Annotated in this window: 13 protein-coding genes; 2 read left to right on the top strand and 11 right to left on the bottom strand. The window is 65.4% G+C overall.

Annotated elements, in window-relative coordinates; genetic code table 11:
* Positions 1-14: 14 nt before the first annotated feature.
* Genes JQT59_RS26400 through iolC form a run of 4 tightly spaced genes read right to left on the bottom strand, consistent with a single transcriptional unit; the run spans position 15 to position 4,859 of the window.
* The gene (locus tag JQT59_RS26400; RefSeq protein WP_213572595.1) at positions 15-920 is read right to left on the bottom strand and encodes a sugar phosphate isomerase/epimerase family protein; all 906 of its coding nucleotides are present in this window, start codon (positions 918-920) and stop codon (positions 15-17) included.
* Positions 921-955: 35 nt separating this feature from the next.
* Positions 956-2,908, bottom strand: a complete 1,953-nt coding sequence (iolD, locus tag JQT59_RS26395) for a 3D-(3,5/4)-trihydroxycyclohexane-1,2-dione acylhydrolase (decyclizing) (RefSeq protein WP_213572594.1) — start codon at positions 2,906-2,908, stop codon at positions 956-958.
* 1 nt (position 2,909) lies between these two features.
* Positions 2,910-3,812, bottom strand: a complete 903-nt coding sequence (gene iolB / locus JQT59_RS26390) for a 5-deoxy-glucuronate isomerase (RefSeq protein WP_213572593.1) — start codon at positions 3,810-3,812, stop codon at positions 2,910-2,912.
* A gap of 57 nt (positions 3,813-3,869) precedes the next feature.
* Complete coding sequence (iolC, locus tag JQT59_RS26385) at positions 3,870-4,859, bottom strand: 5-dehydro-2-deoxygluconokinase (RefSeq protein WP_249353835.1); 990 nt, start codon at positions 4,857-4,859, stop codon at positions 3,870-3,872.
* Positions 4,860-5,036: 177 nt separating this feature from the next.
* Between iolC and JQT59_RS26380 the strand changes: the two genes are divergently transcribed.
* A complete protein-coding gene (locus JQT59_RS26380) occupies positions 5,037-5,774 on the top strand; it encodes a GntR family transcriptional regulator (RefSeq protein ID WP_213572591.1) in 738 nt (245 codons plus the stop codon).
* 74 nt (positions 5,775-5,848) lie between these two features.
* Here JQT59_RS26380 and JQT59_RS26375 read toward each other — a convergent pair whose 3' ends face one another.
* Both JQT59_RS26375 and JQT59_RS26370 read right to left on the bottom strand, forming a co-directional pair.
* Positions 5,849-7,237 carry an MFS transporter gene (locus tag JQT59_RS26375; protein ID WP_213572590.1) on the bottom strand — a complete coding sequence of 463 codons (1,389 nt, stop codon included), beginning with the start codon at positions 7,235-7,237 and terminating at the stop codon, positions 5,849-5,851.
* 121 nt (positions 7,238-7,358) lie between these two features.
* The gene (locus tag JQT59_RS26370) at positions 7,359-8,036 is read right to left on the bottom strand and encodes a TetR/AcrR family transcriptional regulator (protein ID WP_213572589.1); all 678 of its coding nucleotides are present in this window, start codon (positions 8,034-8,036) and stop codon (positions 7,359-7,361) included.
* Positions 8,037-8,152: 116 nt separating this feature from the next.
* On the opposite strand from JQT59_RS26370, the gene JQT59_RS26365 reads away from it, so the two are divergent.
* Complete coding sequence (locus JQT59_RS26365) at positions 8,153-9,076, top strand: shikimate dehydrogenase (RefSeq protein WP_213572588.1); 924 nt, start codon at positions 8,153-8,155, stop codon at positions 9,074-9,076.
* 288 nt (positions 9,077-9,364) lie between these two features.
* Here JQT59_RS26365 and JQT59_RS26360 read toward each other — a convergent pair whose 3' ends face one another.
* From JQT59_RS26360 to pcaB, 5 genes are all read right to left on the bottom strand, one after another.
* Positions 9,365-10,708 carry an HNH endonuclease signature motif containing protein gene (locus JQT59_RS26360; protein WP_213572587.1) on the bottom strand — a complete coding sequence of 448 codons (1,344 nt, stop codon included), beginning with the start codon at positions 10,706-10,708 and terminating at the stop codon, positions 9,365-9,367.
* Between the two features lie 982 nt (positions 10,709-11,690).
* Entirely contained in the window at positions 11,691-12,902 is a 1,212-nt protein-coding gene (locus JQT59_RS26355; RefSeq protein WP_213572586.1) for an acetyl-CoA C-acetyltransferase, read from the bottom strand.
* A 36-nt stretch (positions 12,903-12,938) separates the two neighbouring features.
* A complete protein-coding gene (locus tag JQT59_RS26350) occupies positions 12,939-13,736 on the bottom strand; it encodes an IclR family transcriptional regulator (RefSeq protein WP_109328878.1) in 798 nt (265 codons plus the stop codon).
* Positions 13,733-14,926, bottom strand: a complete 1,194-nt coding sequence (gene pcaDC, locus JQT59_RS26345; protein WP_213572585.1) for a bifunctional 3-oxoadipate enol-lactonase/4-carboxymuconolactone decarboxylase PcaDC — start codon at positions 14,924-14,926, stop codon at positions 13,733-13,735. Before pcaDC ends, JQT59_RS26350 begins: the two co-directional genes overlap by 4 nt.
* The gene (gene pcaB, locus JQT59_RS26340; RefSeq protein ID WP_213572584.1) at positions 14,923-16,269 is read right to left on the bottom strand and encodes a 3-carboxy-cis,cis-muconate cycloisomerase; all 1,347 of its coding nucleotides are present in this window, start codon (positions 16,267-16,269) and stop codon (positions 14,923-14,925) included. Before pcaB ends, pcaDC begins: the two co-directional genes overlap by 4 nt.
* Positions 16,270-16,287 lie beyond the last annotated feature (18 nt).

Genomic DNA, 16,287 nt, shown 5'->3' with positions numbered 1-16,287 from the left:
AACTCCTGACGTTGTCAGTGGAAGCGAACGGAACCTATCCCGCAGCCCTTCAAATACTTTCGAGTGCGTTGCGCGATCGGCAAGGGGACGTGGGGGGCGCAGGGATAGAGGTCTTGCTCGACAATGGCGAAGACGTCTATATCCAGCGTGTCGATCGCCGCGAGGACAGACGGCATGTCCGGGATTCCCAGCGGAGGCTCGATCATGACTGCAAGCTGCACGGCTTCACCGAACGGCAGGTCGCCGGCTTCGACCGTGGCCCGGACCTCGGGATCGACCTGCTTGAGGTGCAAGTAGCCGATACGCTCGGCCGCGCGCTCGATGATCGCGAGATTGTCACCACCGCAGTAGCTGATGTGCCCGGTGTCGAGGCACAGGTTGACGAATTTTTCGTCGGTGGCATCGAGAAAACGATACACCCGCTCCTCCGTGTCGATATGGCTGTCGGCGTGCGGGTGGTACTGGGCTTCGACGCCGTACTGCTCGAACATTCTCTTGCCCAGCTCGTTCATTCCGGCGGTCTTCCTCTTCCATTGCTCCGCGGTGAGGCTGCGATCTTCGAGGACCTTGCCGCTGCCCGGATCGCGCCACATCTCGGGGATCACGACGACGTGCCGGCCACCGACGGCCGCAGTGAGGGCGGCGACGTCCTCGATCCGGGACCAGACGGCTTCCCGGGAATCGGGTCGATGCAAGTGCTCGAACACCGTCCCGGCGGACAGTTTCAGGCCGCGGGCGTCGAGTTCGTCACGCAACTTCTCCGGCTGGGTGGGCAGGTAGCCGTACGGGCCCAGCTCGATCCATTCGTAACCGGCCGCGGACACCTCGTCGAGGAAGCGGTCGTAGGAAATCTGCCGCGGGTCGTCGGCGAACCAGACACCCCAGGAATCAGGGGCTGATCCGACGCGGATCGCGCTCATCTCGGGGCTCCTTTCAGGTTCTTGGGTAAGTCGACCTAGTTTCCGGAGGGACGCAGGAAGGGGCGTTGGATCTTCTTCCACTGTGCGTACGTCTCGTAGGCGGTTCGGGTCGAGTCGAGCGTGGATGTGGAAGACACCGGAACGTCCCACCAGGATTCACTGTCCAGGCCCGGGGAACGCGGATCGGTTTCCACGTGAATGACCGTAGTCGTCTCGCCGGCCTTCGCGACCTTGACGGCGTCGGCGAACTCCGCAGCTGTCTTCACGCGAATGACGTCTACGCCGAGACTGGCTGCGTTGGCTGCCAAGTCGACCGGGAGCACCTCGCCGTCGAGCCGGCCCGATGTGCCGCGGCGACGGTACTCTGTGCCGAATCTCTGGGATCCCACCGACTCGGAGAGCGATCCGATCGACGCGAAACCGTGATTCTGCACCAGGACGACGATGAGCTTGAGATTCTCCTGCACTGCAGTCACCAGCTCGGTGGCCATCATGAGGTACGAACCGTCACCGACCATGACGAAGACGTCGCGGTCGGGACAGGCCATTTTGACGCCGACTCCGCCGGCGATCTCGTATCCCATGCAGGAGAAGCCGTATTCGACGTGGTAGCCCTTCGCATCGCGCGTCCGCCACAACTTGTGAAGGTCGCCGGGCAGGGAACCGGCGGCGCCGACCACGACGTCACGTGGGTCCGACAGGGTGTTCGCCAAGCCGATCACCTGGCTCTGGTTCACCTGCCGAGTGTCGTCGGTGATGCGGTACACCGACTCGACTTTCGCTTCCCAGCGGGATACGAGCTCGCGTGTCCGCGTGCGGTATTCCTGGGACACGCGATAGTCGCGGAGCAAGGGGCCGAGCGCCTCGAGCGCCTCGAGCGCATCCGCGACGACGCTGACTCCGCCCTGTTTCACCGAATCGAGCGATGCCACATTGATATTGACGAACTGCACGTTCGGGTGTGCGAACGCGGTCCGCGACGCCGTCGTGAAATCGCTGTACCTGGTACCGATGCCGATGACCAGATCGGCGTCGGCGGCCAACGTGTTGGCCGCCGTGGTTCCGGTCGAGCCGATGGCTCCCAGCGACTGTGGGTGATCGAAAGCGAGCGATCCCTTGCCTGCCTGCGTCATACCGACAGCGACGCCGGTCTGCTCGACGAACGCTACGAGGGCGTCGGTCGCACCGGAGTAGATGACACCCCCACCGGCGATGATGAGCGGGTTCCGTGCCGAGCGAATGATATCGGCAACGCGGGTGAGCACGGACCGTTCGGGCAGGGGCCGCGCGACGTGCCAGGTGCGCGGGGCGAAGAGCGAGCGCGGCCAGTCGAATGCCTGTGCTTGAACGTCCTGCGGAATGGCGACCGTGGCGGCGCCGGTCTCGGCCGGGTCGGTCAGCACGCGCATCGCTCCGAGCAGCGCCGCCGGCAGCTGCTCAGGGCGCCACACCCGGTCGAAGTATCGCGACAACGGCTTGAAGGCGTCGTTGACGGTGACATCACCACTGGACGGCAATTCGAGTTCCTGGAGAACCGGGGCACTCGCACGGGTCGCGAACGTGTCGGCAGGCAGCAGTAGCACCGGCAACCGGTTGATCGTGGCGAGTGCCGCACCGGTAAGCATGTTGGTCGAGCCCGGCCCGACACTGCTGGAAACCGCCCACGTCTGCAGGCGGTTCTTCTGCCGTGCGTACGCGACGGCCGTGTGCACCATCGCCTGCTCGTTGCGGCCGGGCACGTAGGGTAACTCGGGTATGGTCCCGGCTTCGGCCGCGTCGATCTCCGCCTGCAGCAGCGCCTGTCCCACACCGGCAACGTTGCCGTGGCCGAAGATGCCGAGGCAACCGGCGAAGAACCGGTTCCGTACGCCGTCCCGCTCCACATACTGGTTTTCGAGGAACCTGAGGGCCGCCTGGGCCACCGTGAGGTGCACGGTGCCCTCGGCGTCGGGATCTTCGTTCGCCGATCGGGGCGCGGGGGGTACCACGTCATGCTCCTTTCGGAAAAGTGGATCTGTGCAGGGGCAGTCGTGGATCCACGGTCTGGTGCTCCCAACTGGTGCGGACCCAGGCGTGCGCCGGGTCGTCGCAGATCTTCCAGGACCGCTCGTCGCCGGGACCGGCCATGACGTTCAGGTAGTACATGTGGTGGCCGGGTGCGGCAATCGACGGGCCGTGATACCCGTGCGGAACGAGGACGACGTCACCGGTTCGTACTTCCTCGAGCACCTCGATCGGCCGCGCGGGTGTGCCGTACACGCGGTGGTAGCCGAATCCGGTGCCACTGAAATCTGTTGTCCGCGAATGTGCCTGGGCGATCTCGAAATAGTAGATTTCCTCCAGCCGGGATTCGACAGCGCTGTTTTCGTCGTGCTTGTGGCTCGGATACGACGACCAGTTGCCGCCGGGCGTGATCACCTCGCACGCGATGATCGAATCTGCCTCGAACCGGTCGGCGGTCGCGAAGTTGTGCACCTGCCGACTGCAGCTGCCCGCGCCGCGCAGTTCGACGGACACGTCTGCGGCGGGTACATATCGGGATGGGAACTTCTGCCGGGCCCGGGCGCCGCAGAGCGCGAAGCGTCCACCATTCGAGGCCGTCACCCGGTAGGCGGAGTCGATGCCGACATACGCGAAGTCGGTGGGGCCGTCGAACACCGATTGTCGCCCGGCGAGGACGAACTTCTCGGTCGCGCAGGACACCGTCACCGATCCCGAGAGGGGAACGACGAGAATCTCTTCTGCGCCGGTGTCGAATTCCGCGGAGCCGTCGAGAGGAAGCGTCAGGACGCGCAGGCTCGACTCGGTCCAGCCCGCGGATTCGGGCGTCACCTCGAGGTCGAAGGGACCGGTGGCGGCCGAGCCGACGGGCAGGTAGTACTTGCTGCTCATCGCATCCTCTCCGGCGCGGTCAGTGGCGAGGCGCGATGCGCACGGGGGACGAACGTTTCAGACATCGATGACCTCCGAAGTGTCGACTTCGGCACGTGCGCGTACCTCTTCGGCCGTCGGCATCGCCGTCGAGCATTCGAGGCGGGACGCCACAATCGCTCCTGCGGCATTGGCGTAACGCAGTACTTTCTCGAGCGGCCATCCCGACAGAAGTCCGTGGCACAGGGAGCCGCCGAAGCTGTCACCCGCGCCGAGTCCGTTGACCACCTGCACGTCGATCGCGGGTACGGTGACGCGCTGGCTGCGAGTCTTTCCGAGCACACCATGCGGGCCCTGTTTCACTATCGCGAGTTCGACACCGAAGTCGAGGAGGGCGTCGGCGGCGTTGTCCGCGTCGGTCTCACCGACCGCGATCTCACATTCTTCCCGGTTGCCCACCGCAACGGTGACGTGTCGGAGAGCGCGCTGAATCTGCACGGTGGCGTCGGCCGCGCAGGCCCAGAACATCGGCCGGTAGTCGAGATCGAGAACGGTGTGCTGCTGACGGCCGCGGGATTGCCAGGCTGCGAAATGAGCACTGCGACTCGGTTCCTCGGACAGTCCGGTCGCCGTGGACCAGTACAGCTTCGCCTCTCGCACTGCGGCGGTGTCGATGTGCTCGGGGGAGATCTGCAAGTCGGGGGCCGCGGGCTTGCGATAGAAATACAGCGGAAAGTGGTCCGGGGGAAAGATCTCACAGAACGTGACCGGTGTCGGGTACGCGGAGTCGATGCGCACGTAACGGTTGTCTACTCCGAGGTCGGTGAGCGCCGAGCGCACGAACCGTCCGAACGGATCATCGCCGACGCCGGAGATGAGGGCACTGCGGCAACCCAGGCGCGCGGCGGCGACGGAGACATTGGCTGCGCTACCGCCGAGGAATTTGCCGAACGTCTCTACCTGCTCGAGCCCGACTCCGGTCTGGAGTGGGTAAAGGTCGACCCCACAACGACCGATAGCGAGGACATCCCAGCCGGGGCGGCTGCGGTGCGTACTGTCCGTGGTCAATGCTGACTCCCGGGGAGGTCGTTGCGGCGCTCTGCGCAGGCGGTGAGATCTGATGGAGACTGTTCTCCACATCGCGCGCACTGTCAACGCTTTGTCCTGACATTAAGACGTAACGTTCACCGGGTGTTAGTCTTTTCAGCGCCGCTCTGGGCGGGAACGAGGATCGGGGTGATCCGTGTGAGTGCACAGCTCGCAGTCGAGCTCGACAGATCCAGCCCCATCCCGCTCTACTTTCAGCTGGCACAAAGGATCGAGAAAGCGATCATCGCAGGCGAACTCGCGCCGGGAGATCGATTCGAGAACGAACTCTCACTGGCCAAGCGTCTCAATCTCTCGCGCCCCACAACTCGGCGGGCGATCCAGGAAGTCGTCGACAAGGGGTTGCTCGTCCGAAAGCGCGGTGTAGGGACGCAGGTGGTGCGCAGTACGATGCACCGACCGGTGGAGCTGACGAGTCTGTTCGACGACCTGACCAGGACGGGGCAGAGCCCCACCACCACGCTGCTCGAATTTCGCGTGACGGCGCCCGGAGTGAACGTCGCGGCCGAACTCGGCCTGGAGCACGGCGTGGAAGTGGCGTGCATCCGGCGACTCCGCAGCGCCAACGGGGAGCCTCTCGCGCTGTTGACGAACTTCCTCCCGATCGCCCTCGCGCCGGACCCGGAGGAACTGGAAGAGTCCGGGTTGTATGCCGCACTGCGAGCACGCGGAGTGCACATTCGGTTGGCTCGGCAACGGATCGGCGCATCACTGGCGACCGACGCCGAGGCGCTGCTGCTAGAGGAGAAGGCCGGTGCACCGTTGCTTACCGTGAACCGGACTGCCTTCGACGATTCCGGCCGCGCTGTCGAATGCGGTAGCCACTGCTACCGGGCGTCTCGCTACAGCTTCGACATGACCGTCGTCGACAAATAGGCCTCGAGTCCGATGCCTCGACACGAAGAACGCGCCCGGCAAGGTGCCGGGCGCGCTCGGTCGTCGCGACGAGATCAGACCTTCAGCTTCGCGAGCGCGACGTCTTCCTTGTCGAGTTCGAGGAGCGGGGTGCGCGAGTTCTCCTTCGCGGTGGCGGCGGAGGCTCCGGCGACGAGTGCGCACACTGCTGTGAAGACCGCGACGGGCACCCAGTTCTTGGGGTCGGCACCGCGGAGAGCCTGGGCGATGGTCGGGGCGAATCCGGCGAGCGCGAACCCGAGCTGCGTGCCGATTGCCATGCCGGAGTAGCGAACTCGCGACGAGAACATTTCGGCATAGAAGGCGGGCCAGATGGCGTTGGTCCCGGCGTACACGCCACCCATGAGCAGGATTCCGGCGAGGAAGATCAGTGTGACGTTGCCGGTGCCGATCGCGGCGAAGTACAGGAAGATTCCGGCGGCGGAGCCGATCGCGCCGCCGATGAAGACGGGCTTGCGGCCGATCCGATCGGACAGGATGCCGAGCAGCGGCTGTGAGATGAGTGCGACGCAGTTGGCGGCGATCGCGACCCACAGCATGGTGGTCCGGCTCATCCCGATTTCCGGAGTGGTGGCGTACGCGAGGCCGAACACGGAGAAGACGGTGCTGACGACGGCGATGAATGCGCAGAACACGACCCGCAGTACGTCACGCCAGTGCGTGCGGAACAGGTCGACGACGGGAAGCGGCGCGGGGGTCTCGTCCAATGCCTCCTTGTTGGCAATGAAGATCTCGGGCTCCTCGAGCTTGCGACGCACGATGTAGGCGACGACGAGGACGAGGAGGCTGCACCAGAACGGGACACGCCAGCCCCAGCTGTAGAGGGTCTCGTCCGGCATCGCGGCGACCGGGATGAACGCGAGGCTGGCGACGATGAAGCCGGCCTGGGTGCCCGTCAACGTCCAGCTGCAGAAGAATCCGCGACGGTGGGCGGGGGAGTGCTCGAGGGTGAGGGAACCGGCTCCCGACTGCTCGCCGGCAGCGGAGATGCCCTGACAGATACGCAGGAGAACCAGGAGTGCCGGTCCCACCATGCCCGCGGTTTCCGAAGAAGGCAGACAACCGATCAGGAAGGTCACGACACCCATGAGCACCAGGCAGAACATCATCACCTTCTTGCGCCCGGCCCGGTCGCCGAAGTGTCCGACGAACACCGCACCGACCGGACGGGCGACATAGGAGATGCCGAAGGTGGCCAGCGACAGCAACAGCGGGTTCTTCGAACCTTCGAAGAACACGTGGGGGAACACCAGCGCAGCAGCCGAGGCGAAAATATAGAAGTCGTAGTACTCGAGCAGGCTGCCGAAGAAGGCGGCTTTCGCGGCCTTCTTCGCGTTGGTGGGATCGGCGTTGGGGTCGACGGCGGAACGGCCGTTGCCGTCACCGCCTCGACCGGCGACGCCGGTGCCATAGTCGATGGTCATCGATACTCCTGGGGAGCGAGGAGGGCGAACACGCTGCGCTCTGCGAGCGGCTGTTCGAAGGTCGTGCAAGCAAGGTAACCCCCGTCACACGCTCTCGTCAATAATGGTCGAAATGGTTAGTTCATAATTTCCCGGGCTGCTGGAGGTAGGCGAGGACGACATCACCGAGCATCGTGCGCAGGTGAGGGCGGTTCTCGGCGCCCGTGAGATCCCAGTCGAACAGCGCCTTGAAGGTGTACCGGTTGGCTACGCGAAAGACGCAATACGCGCTGATGAGCATGTGAATGTCGAGGGCGGTGGTATCGGCACGGAAGATTCCGGCATCCTGCCCGCGCTGAAGAATTTTCTCGAGTGTACGGATGGCAGGGGTCTGCGTTTCCTGTAGGCCCTCGGCCTGGCTGAGATTCGCGCCCCGATTCGTGTTCTCGATGGCGACCAGCCGGATGAAGTCGGGGTGCGCCTCGTGGTGATCGAAGGTCAACTCGGCGAGCGCTCTGATCGCCTCCGACGGATCGAGGTGGTCGATGTCGAGTTGCGACTCTTCGTAGCGAATCTCCTCGTACGCGCGTTGGAGCACCGCTCGATACAGGCCGTCCTTGTCGCCGAAGTAGTAGTAGAGCATCCGCTTCGTGGTGGCGGTCTTGGCTGCGATCTCGTCGATGCGGGCACCGGACAAACCTTTGTCGGCGAACTCCTTCATCGCCACGCGCAGGATGTCCTCCTTGGTCTTCTCGGGATTTCGAGTGCGTTTGGCGCCCTCGTGCCGGGGTGTCTTCTCCGTAGCGTCACTTCGTGTCATCCCGAGAACTCCTGTTCATCGCTGTTGCTTTCGCGCGGTATGGAGGTATGCTACCGTGACATAACTCACTAGATAGTTAATTAGCTCCCGCAAGTCCTCTCCCGGAAGTGAGCACCATGATTTCTCCCGACCTCGACACCGTTGCCGTATCCCGCCCGTCGTACCTGTGCGGGCTCATCGGCTCTGGAATCTCGAAGTCCCTGACGCCTCCTCTGCACGAGGCGGAGGGCCGGGCGCAGGGAGTCGGGTACGTCTACCGCATTCTCGATCTCGACACACTCGCGCTGGGTGAGGATGCGTTGCCGCGGCTCCTCGCCTCGGCGAGGCTGCTCGGATTCGATGGTCTCAACATCACGCATCCCTGCAAGCAGGCCGTCATCCCGTTGCTCGACGACCTGTCGGGCGATGCGCGCACGCTCGGCGCGGTCAACACGGTGCACATCGCTAATGGACGGCTAATCGGCCACAACACCGACTGGTCCGGATTCGCGCGGAACATGGACGAGGGCCTCGGCGGTGCGCCGACCGACCGTGTGGTCCAGCTAGGCGCAGGCGGCGCGGGCGCGGCCGTCGCATACGCGGCGCTGACCCGTGGGGTCCTGCACTTCACGATCATCGATGCCGACGCCACCCGCGCACAGCTGCTGCGGGATTCACTCGCCGCCATGTTCCCGGACCGTGTCATCGTCTCCGGTGACCTCTCGGCCGTGCCCGCCGCTGTCGGGCAAGCGCAAGGTCTCATCAATGCAACCCCGCGCGGAATGGCGCAGCATCCCGGTATGGCGCTGGATGCCGAACTGCTCCGGCCCGATCTTTGGGTTGCCGACGTCGTCTACCGGCCAGCGGAAACCGAGCTTCTGCGACGTGCCCGCGACATCGGGGCGCGCACCCTCAGCGGCATCGGAATGGCCGTCGGACAGGCGGTCGATTCGTTCCGCATCTTCACCGGACTCGAGCCCGACGCCCTACGGATGCAGCAGCACATGCGGCGCCTGCTCGCCGAAGAGGACAGCGCCACCCTCGCCGCATCACCGTCGTGAACCGCGGCGGGGCCTTCGCAGGCAGAGGGATTCGGCGGCAACCTCGGCCAGCGAGGTCCTTGTCTTCGGGACGTCCTTGTCTCCGGGTTGCTGATCGCAACGGGCTTGCCGGGTTGGTGAGGGCCAAGGTCGATGCCGTCTGGTTTGGTCACTTGGCACTTGACGCTCGGCACTTGACGCTCGGCACTTGACGCTCGGCACTTGACGCTTGGCACGACGGCATGCCGGCTCTGCAACAGGAGTGGTCCTGTTGCAGAGTCGGCAAATGTGTGTGTCGCGCCCTCGGGGTCAGGCCGCTCGGGGTCGGGCCTGGTGGTGCGCGGGTATGGGTGTGCGTTCCGAGTCGACTTGCCGGGGTGGGATGAAGGCGGGGTGCCGGTCTGCTCCCATTTCGATTTCCCAGTCGCTGTGGTGGAGCAGTCGGTGATGGAACCCGCAGAGCAGTACGAGGTTGTCCATGTCGGAGGGTCCACCTTTGGACCAGTGGACGATGTGGTGGCCTTCGCACCATGAGGGTGGTGCACCGCATCCGGGGAATGCGCATCCTCGGTCTCTCGCGACCAGGGCTTTTCGTTGTCGTTTGGTCACTGTCCGGGTGGTGGTGCCGAGGTCGAGTGGCGCGCCGTTGTCGTCGAGGACGATCGGCGTGTAGATCGAGTCGCAGCTGAGGAGCCGAGCCGCTCGCAGGCTCAGCGGTCCCATCCACTCGGTCCACGCGACCCCGTCGACGGCGAACAGCGACGCGTCGGTCGCGCAGGCGCTGCGCTGATCTTCTGCGCTGGCGCCGGCGTGGTTGGCGTGGTCGGTGAGGTCTTTGACGTTGATGTGGAGGGAGATGTGGGGTCGTTCTCCGCCTTCTTCGCCGGCGATTGCGGAGTTGAGGTACCGGCGCAGCAGTTCGGTGAATCCGTCGGCCCTGCGCTGTCCGGGGGTGCGGTTGTCGGTGGTTCCGTCCTGCGCGGGTCGCGGTGTGGAGAGTCCGGAGAGCGCGGAGAGCAGCATTTCGCCGGTGACGGCGTCGAGGTCGCCTTTGACGGCGATGCGTCCGTTGAGTGTTCTGGAGGCGTGGAATTCGTTGAGTTCGGTGTCTTCGGCGGGCGGCGGGTCGTCGGATTCGAAGGCGCGTTCGAGTCGAGCGATGACGGCACGCACGGCGTCGGTGTTGGCGGTAGGACCGCTCGCCGCGTACAGCAACGCGTTTCGGCAGTCGTCCATCGCTTCGAGTGGCATGCCTTTGGGCGGCCTCTCGCAGAATTTCATGATCAGTGCGGCGTGCTCCGCCGACATCGTGGTGTCGAAGTATGCGTCTGCGATTTCCGGTTGGGAACGTAAACCTCGTCCCAACATTACGATTCGTCCCGCCGCACCGACCTCGAGCAATGTCTTGGAGGCCAGCCACATCTTGGTGTTCGGAAATCCCAGCACATCGACCTTGCAGCGGTGGTCGACGGCACCGACCAGCCTGACCCGCAAAGCCTCGAGTCGCTGAATCTCCTCCGAGACAGCAACCACCGATGCGAGCAACTCGGCCTCGGCCAGACGCCACGCATCACCGACCGCAGTCGCCAGAATCTCGTCCGACGCCAGTGTATCGTCCGGCAACGCCCCCTGGATATCCTCCCCGATCCCCATGTCGAAATCCTACTTCGAACGCGTGTTCGAGTCAATAGCCCGAGTTGGCATATACAGCCGGCGTAGCGGCGTGTCGATCACGTCGATGTGGTGGTCGAGGATAGGCCCGGAGGATGGGACTGACCATGGCTGAACGCAGAGCCGTCACCACGGCGATCGCGACCCGCTACAAGCGCGCCTGCAAGCCGGGGAAAGCGAAAACCTGGGGTGAGCTGTGCACCACGACCGTCTGGGACCGGGATCGTGCCCGGAAGGCATTGCGGGCGGCGTTGATCCCGAAGGTGGTCCGTCCTCGAACCGGGCGCCGTCGACGTACGGGCCGAACGTCGTTGCGCGTTGATTTTCTGCTGGGCGGTGCAGGTAAAGCAAAGGGGTTTGGGCGGTCGTGCGCATTATCGCAGGCTTCCTCCGATGCAGACATCGGGAGAGATGTTGCTACTCAATACAATCTGGGTATTGCAGTCGCAGTTGACGAACGACTCATACCATCAGCCGAAGCTGATGTCCAAGAAGCAGGACGGCGCGAAGGTGATCAACAAATACAGCACAGCGACTACCCCTGTCACCGTGCCTTCGCTCACGACCGAGTCTGCGCGGAGGACCGGGCGTCTTGACGTGAGGCAATAGGTGGCCCGCCAATCCCACCAATCCGCATCGTCGCCAAGCGGACAATGGCCGCATGGCAACTGCCGGGGTGGTCCGTAGCTGGGACATCGGGAGGATGCAGGGCATCATCGATTCCGAGCCACCCCCGGTGGCGCGTGGACGCATTTCAGCACCGTCGCGGGCCCAGGCTTCCACTACCACCACCGCGCACTGGATGTTGGAAGGTGACGGAGACCAGCCTCGAGCCACCCGATCAGGACACAAGCTGTACTGTCCTCGGGCAACTCGACTTCTGAGCCCCTGATAATTCGGGTGCACTGATCACATCGACGTGCGCGCGAGGGGTTGAACGGCTGGGTCTGCGAGGGCGACGAAGTCAGACTCGTTCGAAGACCGCAGCGAGTCCCTGGCCGCCGCCGATACACATCGTTTCGAGTCCGTAGCGGGTTTCGCGGCGGTCCATTTCCCGCAGCAGGGTGGCGAGGATCCGCCCACCGGTGGCACCGACGGGATGCCCTAGCGAGATGCCCGATCCGTTGGGGTTGAGCCGCTCGTCGGTGGGGTCGAGGTCCCAGGTTCTGAGCACCGCGAGGGTCTGCGCGGCGAAGGCCTCGTTCAGCTCGATTACGCCCATGTCGGACAACGACAGTCCGAGTTGTCCGAGAGCTTTCTCCGTCGCCGGCACGGGACCGATGCCCATCGTGCGCGGTGGAACTCCGGCCACTGCCCAGGACGCCATACGGGCGAGCGGCTTCAGCCCGAGCTCCTTGGCCTTCTCGGCGGTCGTCACGATGCACACGGCGGCACCGTCGTTCTGCCCGCTGGCGTTGCCGGCGGTGACGGTGGATTCAGAGTCGATCTTGGAGCGGATGGCGCGGAGCTTCGACAGCGACTCCACCGTGGTGTCGGCCCGCGGGTGCTCGTCGGTGTCCACCACGACGGGGTCGGACTTTCGTTGCGGCACAGTGACACCGACGATTTCCTCGGCGAACCGGCCGGCCCGCTGCGCCGCCACCGCCCGCTGATGCGACTGCACCGCGAGCGCGTCCTGATCTTCGCGACTGATGTGGAACTCCGCCCGCAGATTCTCGGCAGTCTCGATCATGCCGCCCGGAACGGGGAAGTTGTCGCCGCCTGCGGTGACGCGAGCGCGGGCGAGACGGTCGGCGAGCTGCACACCCTCGCCCTTCACTCCCCAGCGAATGTTGGGGTGGGTGTAGAACTCGGCCTGGCTCATCGATTCGGTACCGCCGGCGAGGACCAGGTCGTTGCCGCCGGACGCGACTTGCAGTACCGCGGTGATGACCGCCTGCAGGCCGGATCCGCATCGGCGATCCACCTGCATCCCGGGAACGTCGATACCGAGGCCGGCGTCGAGCGCGGCGATCCGGCCGATCGCCGGAGCCTCACCTCCCGGAGATGCTTGACCGAGGATGACGTCGTCGATCGCGCTGCCGTCGATGCCGGTTCGCTCGACGAGTGCGGTGATGACGGTGGCAGCGAGACTTTGGGGAGTGAGGTCTTTGAACACCCCACCGAAACGCCCTACCGGGGTGCGCAGGGGCTCACAGATCACGACGTCACGCATGGAAAAACCTTTCATAGCTGTTCTGAACGGACCACGTCAGCGATTGACGGTGGCGAGGTCGCGTTCGATGTCGTGCGCGGCATGACGCAGCGCGGGAATCAGATCGGAGTACAGGTCGTCGAGGCTGTACCGGGCAGCATGGGTGGAGATGTTGACAGCCGCCACCGTCTCGCCGGAGGCCGACCGAATGGGCGCAGCCATTGAGCGCAGCCCCGCCTCGAGTTCCTGGTCGAGTAGGCAGTAGTCGTTCTTCCGGACCTCGAGAATTGCTGATCTCAGATCGGCGGGGGCGCTGATGGTGCGTTCGGTGAGCGGCTCTATCTCGATCCGCGAGAGATACGCGTCGAGCTCCTCGTCGGACAGTCCGGCCAACAGGACGCGTCCCATCGAGGTGGCGTAGGCCGGGAACCGCGTGCCGATGGTGATGCCCACCGTCATGATTCTGCTGACCGGGACTCTTGCGACGTACACGATGTCGTCGCCGTCGAGGATCGACACCGACGACGACTCGTGCACCTGGTGGCTGAGCTTCTCGAGGTGCGGCTGCGCGACCTCGGGCAGCGAGAGGCTCGACAGGTAGCTGTAGCCCAGTTCGAGTACGCGCGGCGTGAGCCAGAATGCCGAACCGTCGGTGGCCACGTACCCCAGTTCGACGAGTGTCAGCAGGAAGCGACGCGCGGTGGCCCGGGTGAGATCGGTCGCGCGGGCGACATCGCTGAGTGTGCGTCGCTGGTTCTGCTGGTCGAAGCAGCGGATCACCGCGAGGCCACGGGCCAGCGACTGCACGTAGTCAGGGGAGGGGAGAATCTTCTCCGTCGGTTCGGTGGCGGTCATGTCTGCGAATCATCCTCGCTGTTACCCGGCGACAGGTCGGCGAGGGCCTTCTTTCCGAGCGCAAAACCTCGGTTGCTGTTGGGAACACCGGCATAGACGGCGGTGTGCAGCAGTACTTCGCCGATCGTGTCCGCATCGACGCCGCCGCGCAGCGCCGCGCGAATGTGCATGTCCAGTTCGTGCTCGTTGCCGACGGCGGTGAGGACGGCGATGGTGAGAAGGCGCCGCGTCGTGTGGTCGAGTCCCGGCCGTGCCCAGATGTCACCCCAGGCTGTGCGGGTGATGAAGTCCTGGAATGGTGCGGTGAACTCTGTGGTCCCCTCGATCGACCGATCGACGTGTGCGTCACCGAGAACGGAGCGTCGTACCTTCATGCCCTCGGCGTGCGCTGCCCTGCGTCCTCGTGTGTACCCACCACCGAGAATGTGCTCGCGCAGCAAGGCGGTGACCGCACCGGCCTGTTCCAGGTTGGCCACGTGCGCAGCGGGGGAGAGGATTTCGAGTCGAGCACCCGCGATCCCGTCGGCGAGCACCTGCATGACGGACGGCGGTGTCGACGGATCCTCGGCGCCGGCGAGAACAAGCGTGGGTGCGGCGATGCGGGAGAGATCGGCGGTGAAATCCCAATCGGCCAGAGCGTCGCAGCAGGCGGCGTAACCCTCGGGGGAGGTCGCCGCGATCATCTCGCGGTAATGCCGCACGAATTCGGGGTCACGCTTGGCGAGCCCCTCGCTGAACCACCGTGCCACGACGGCATCCGCAAGTGACTCCGGACCGTCGGTGCGCGAGGCGGCAGCACGCTCCACCCATGCGTGCGGTTCGCCGAACTTCGCGGCCGTGCACAGCAGCGACAGGGACAGCACCCGGCGCGGAGCGTGGGCTCCGAGCCATTGCGCGATGGCGCCGCCCATCGAGAGCCCCACGATGTGGGCGGCGTCGACATCGAGGACATCGAGCACCGCGAGGACGTCTTCGGAGAGTTCGCGCACGGAGTACGGCCCGTCCGGTGCGGGCGACTCGCCGTGGCCGCGCTGATCGACGGCGACCACCCGGCAGTCGTCGGACAGCGCTGCGATCTGCGGATCCCACATCGACCGATTGGAGCCGAGGGAGCCGAGCAGTACCACGACGGGGGCGTCGGGCGATCCGTTCCTGGGGCCGGAGACTTCATGTGCGAGTGCGACTGTCATCGCGTTCCTTCCCGTCCGCGAGTCACTGTGTCCAGTGCGCGGTCGACGATGTCGTAGGCGTGGCCGAGGTAGCCGGCCGGGTCGAGAAGCGCGCGGATCTCGTGCGCCTCGAGGTGTTCGAGAAGCGCGGGATCCTCGTCGAGGGGACGTCCCGTGCGGCAGGCGGCAGTCACGAGGTCGCGCGCGTTGTGAGTGCGCGTGGACAGGGCGCCGGTGACCCGTTCGGCGAGCAGAAGTCCCCCGGTGAGGTCGAGGTTGCGGGCCATCGCGTCGGAATGCACCTCGAGGTCGCCGAGACAGTCGGCGATGCGGGCGACGGCCCCGCCGGTGAGGCGCAGCAGGTCCGTGAGTGTTTCCCATTCGGCGTGCCAAGCTCCCGCCGCCCGTTGCTGCTCATGGTCCATGGAGGCGAGAACAGTGGCGACGAGGCCGGGAACGCGTCGGGCGCCGGCACGCGCGGCGATGGCGGCCACCGGGTTGCGTTTGTGCGGCATGGCGGAGGAACCACCGGGCGTGCCCTCGCTGACCTCTCCGACTTCGGTTGCGGAGAGGAAGACGATGTCGGTGGCGATCTTGGAGACCGCACCGGCCGCGGTTCCGAGGGCCGAGGCGAGGATCGCGATGCGTGTGCGGTCGGTGTGCCACGGGACGTCCTGACGCGGCAGACCGAGTTCGTCGGCGAGGGCGTCCGCCACCTCGAGGCCGTGCGGATAGAGCGCCGCCGACGTTCCTGCCGCGCCGCCGAGCTGCACCGGCAGACCGGTGAGCGCGTCGTCCAGGTTGCGGGAAGCCCTGTGCAGTGCGGTCATCCAGCCCGCGGCGAGAACACCGAAGGTGGTGGGCAGTGCCTGCTGTCCGAGCGTGCGGCCGGCGATCGGCGTGGTGCGTTGCGCCCGCGCCAGCGCCTCGGCGCACACGAGCGCCTCATCCAGCAATGCCAGCACATGAGCGCCCGCTCGGCGGGCGAGAAGCACGAGCGCGGTATCGAGGATGTCCTGACTGGTCGCCCCCTTGTGGACATGACTTCCGGGGACGGCAGGATCGGCGGCCGCGAGTTCGGTACGCAGAAGTTTCACGAGCGGTATCACGGGATTGCCGCCCGCCGCCGCTGCCTCACCGAGGTCACCGACGTCGATGGTGCCCTCGGCAACCAACCGCCCGAACAACGACGAGATGGTGTCGGCGGACGTGGTGGGGATGACCCCGCATTTTCCCTCCGCCCTGGCCAAGGCAGCTTCCACCTCGACCATCGCGGTCACCCATGCCTGATCGGAAAGCAGCGTCGACAACTCCCCGGCGCCGAACGTCGGGTCGAACAATGCGCCTCGGTTGGGCGAATTCACGCGAGATCCTTTCACCGA

Source organism: Rhodococcus sp. USK13 (genome assembly GCF_018343855.1).
GTDB lineage: Bacteria > Actinomycetota > Actinomycetes > Mycobacteriales > Mycobacteriaceae > Rhodococcus_F > Rhodococcus_F oxybenzonivorans.
Note: the sequence above shows the minus strand (reverse complement) of the source record. Positions and strands in the feature narration are given on the sequence as shown.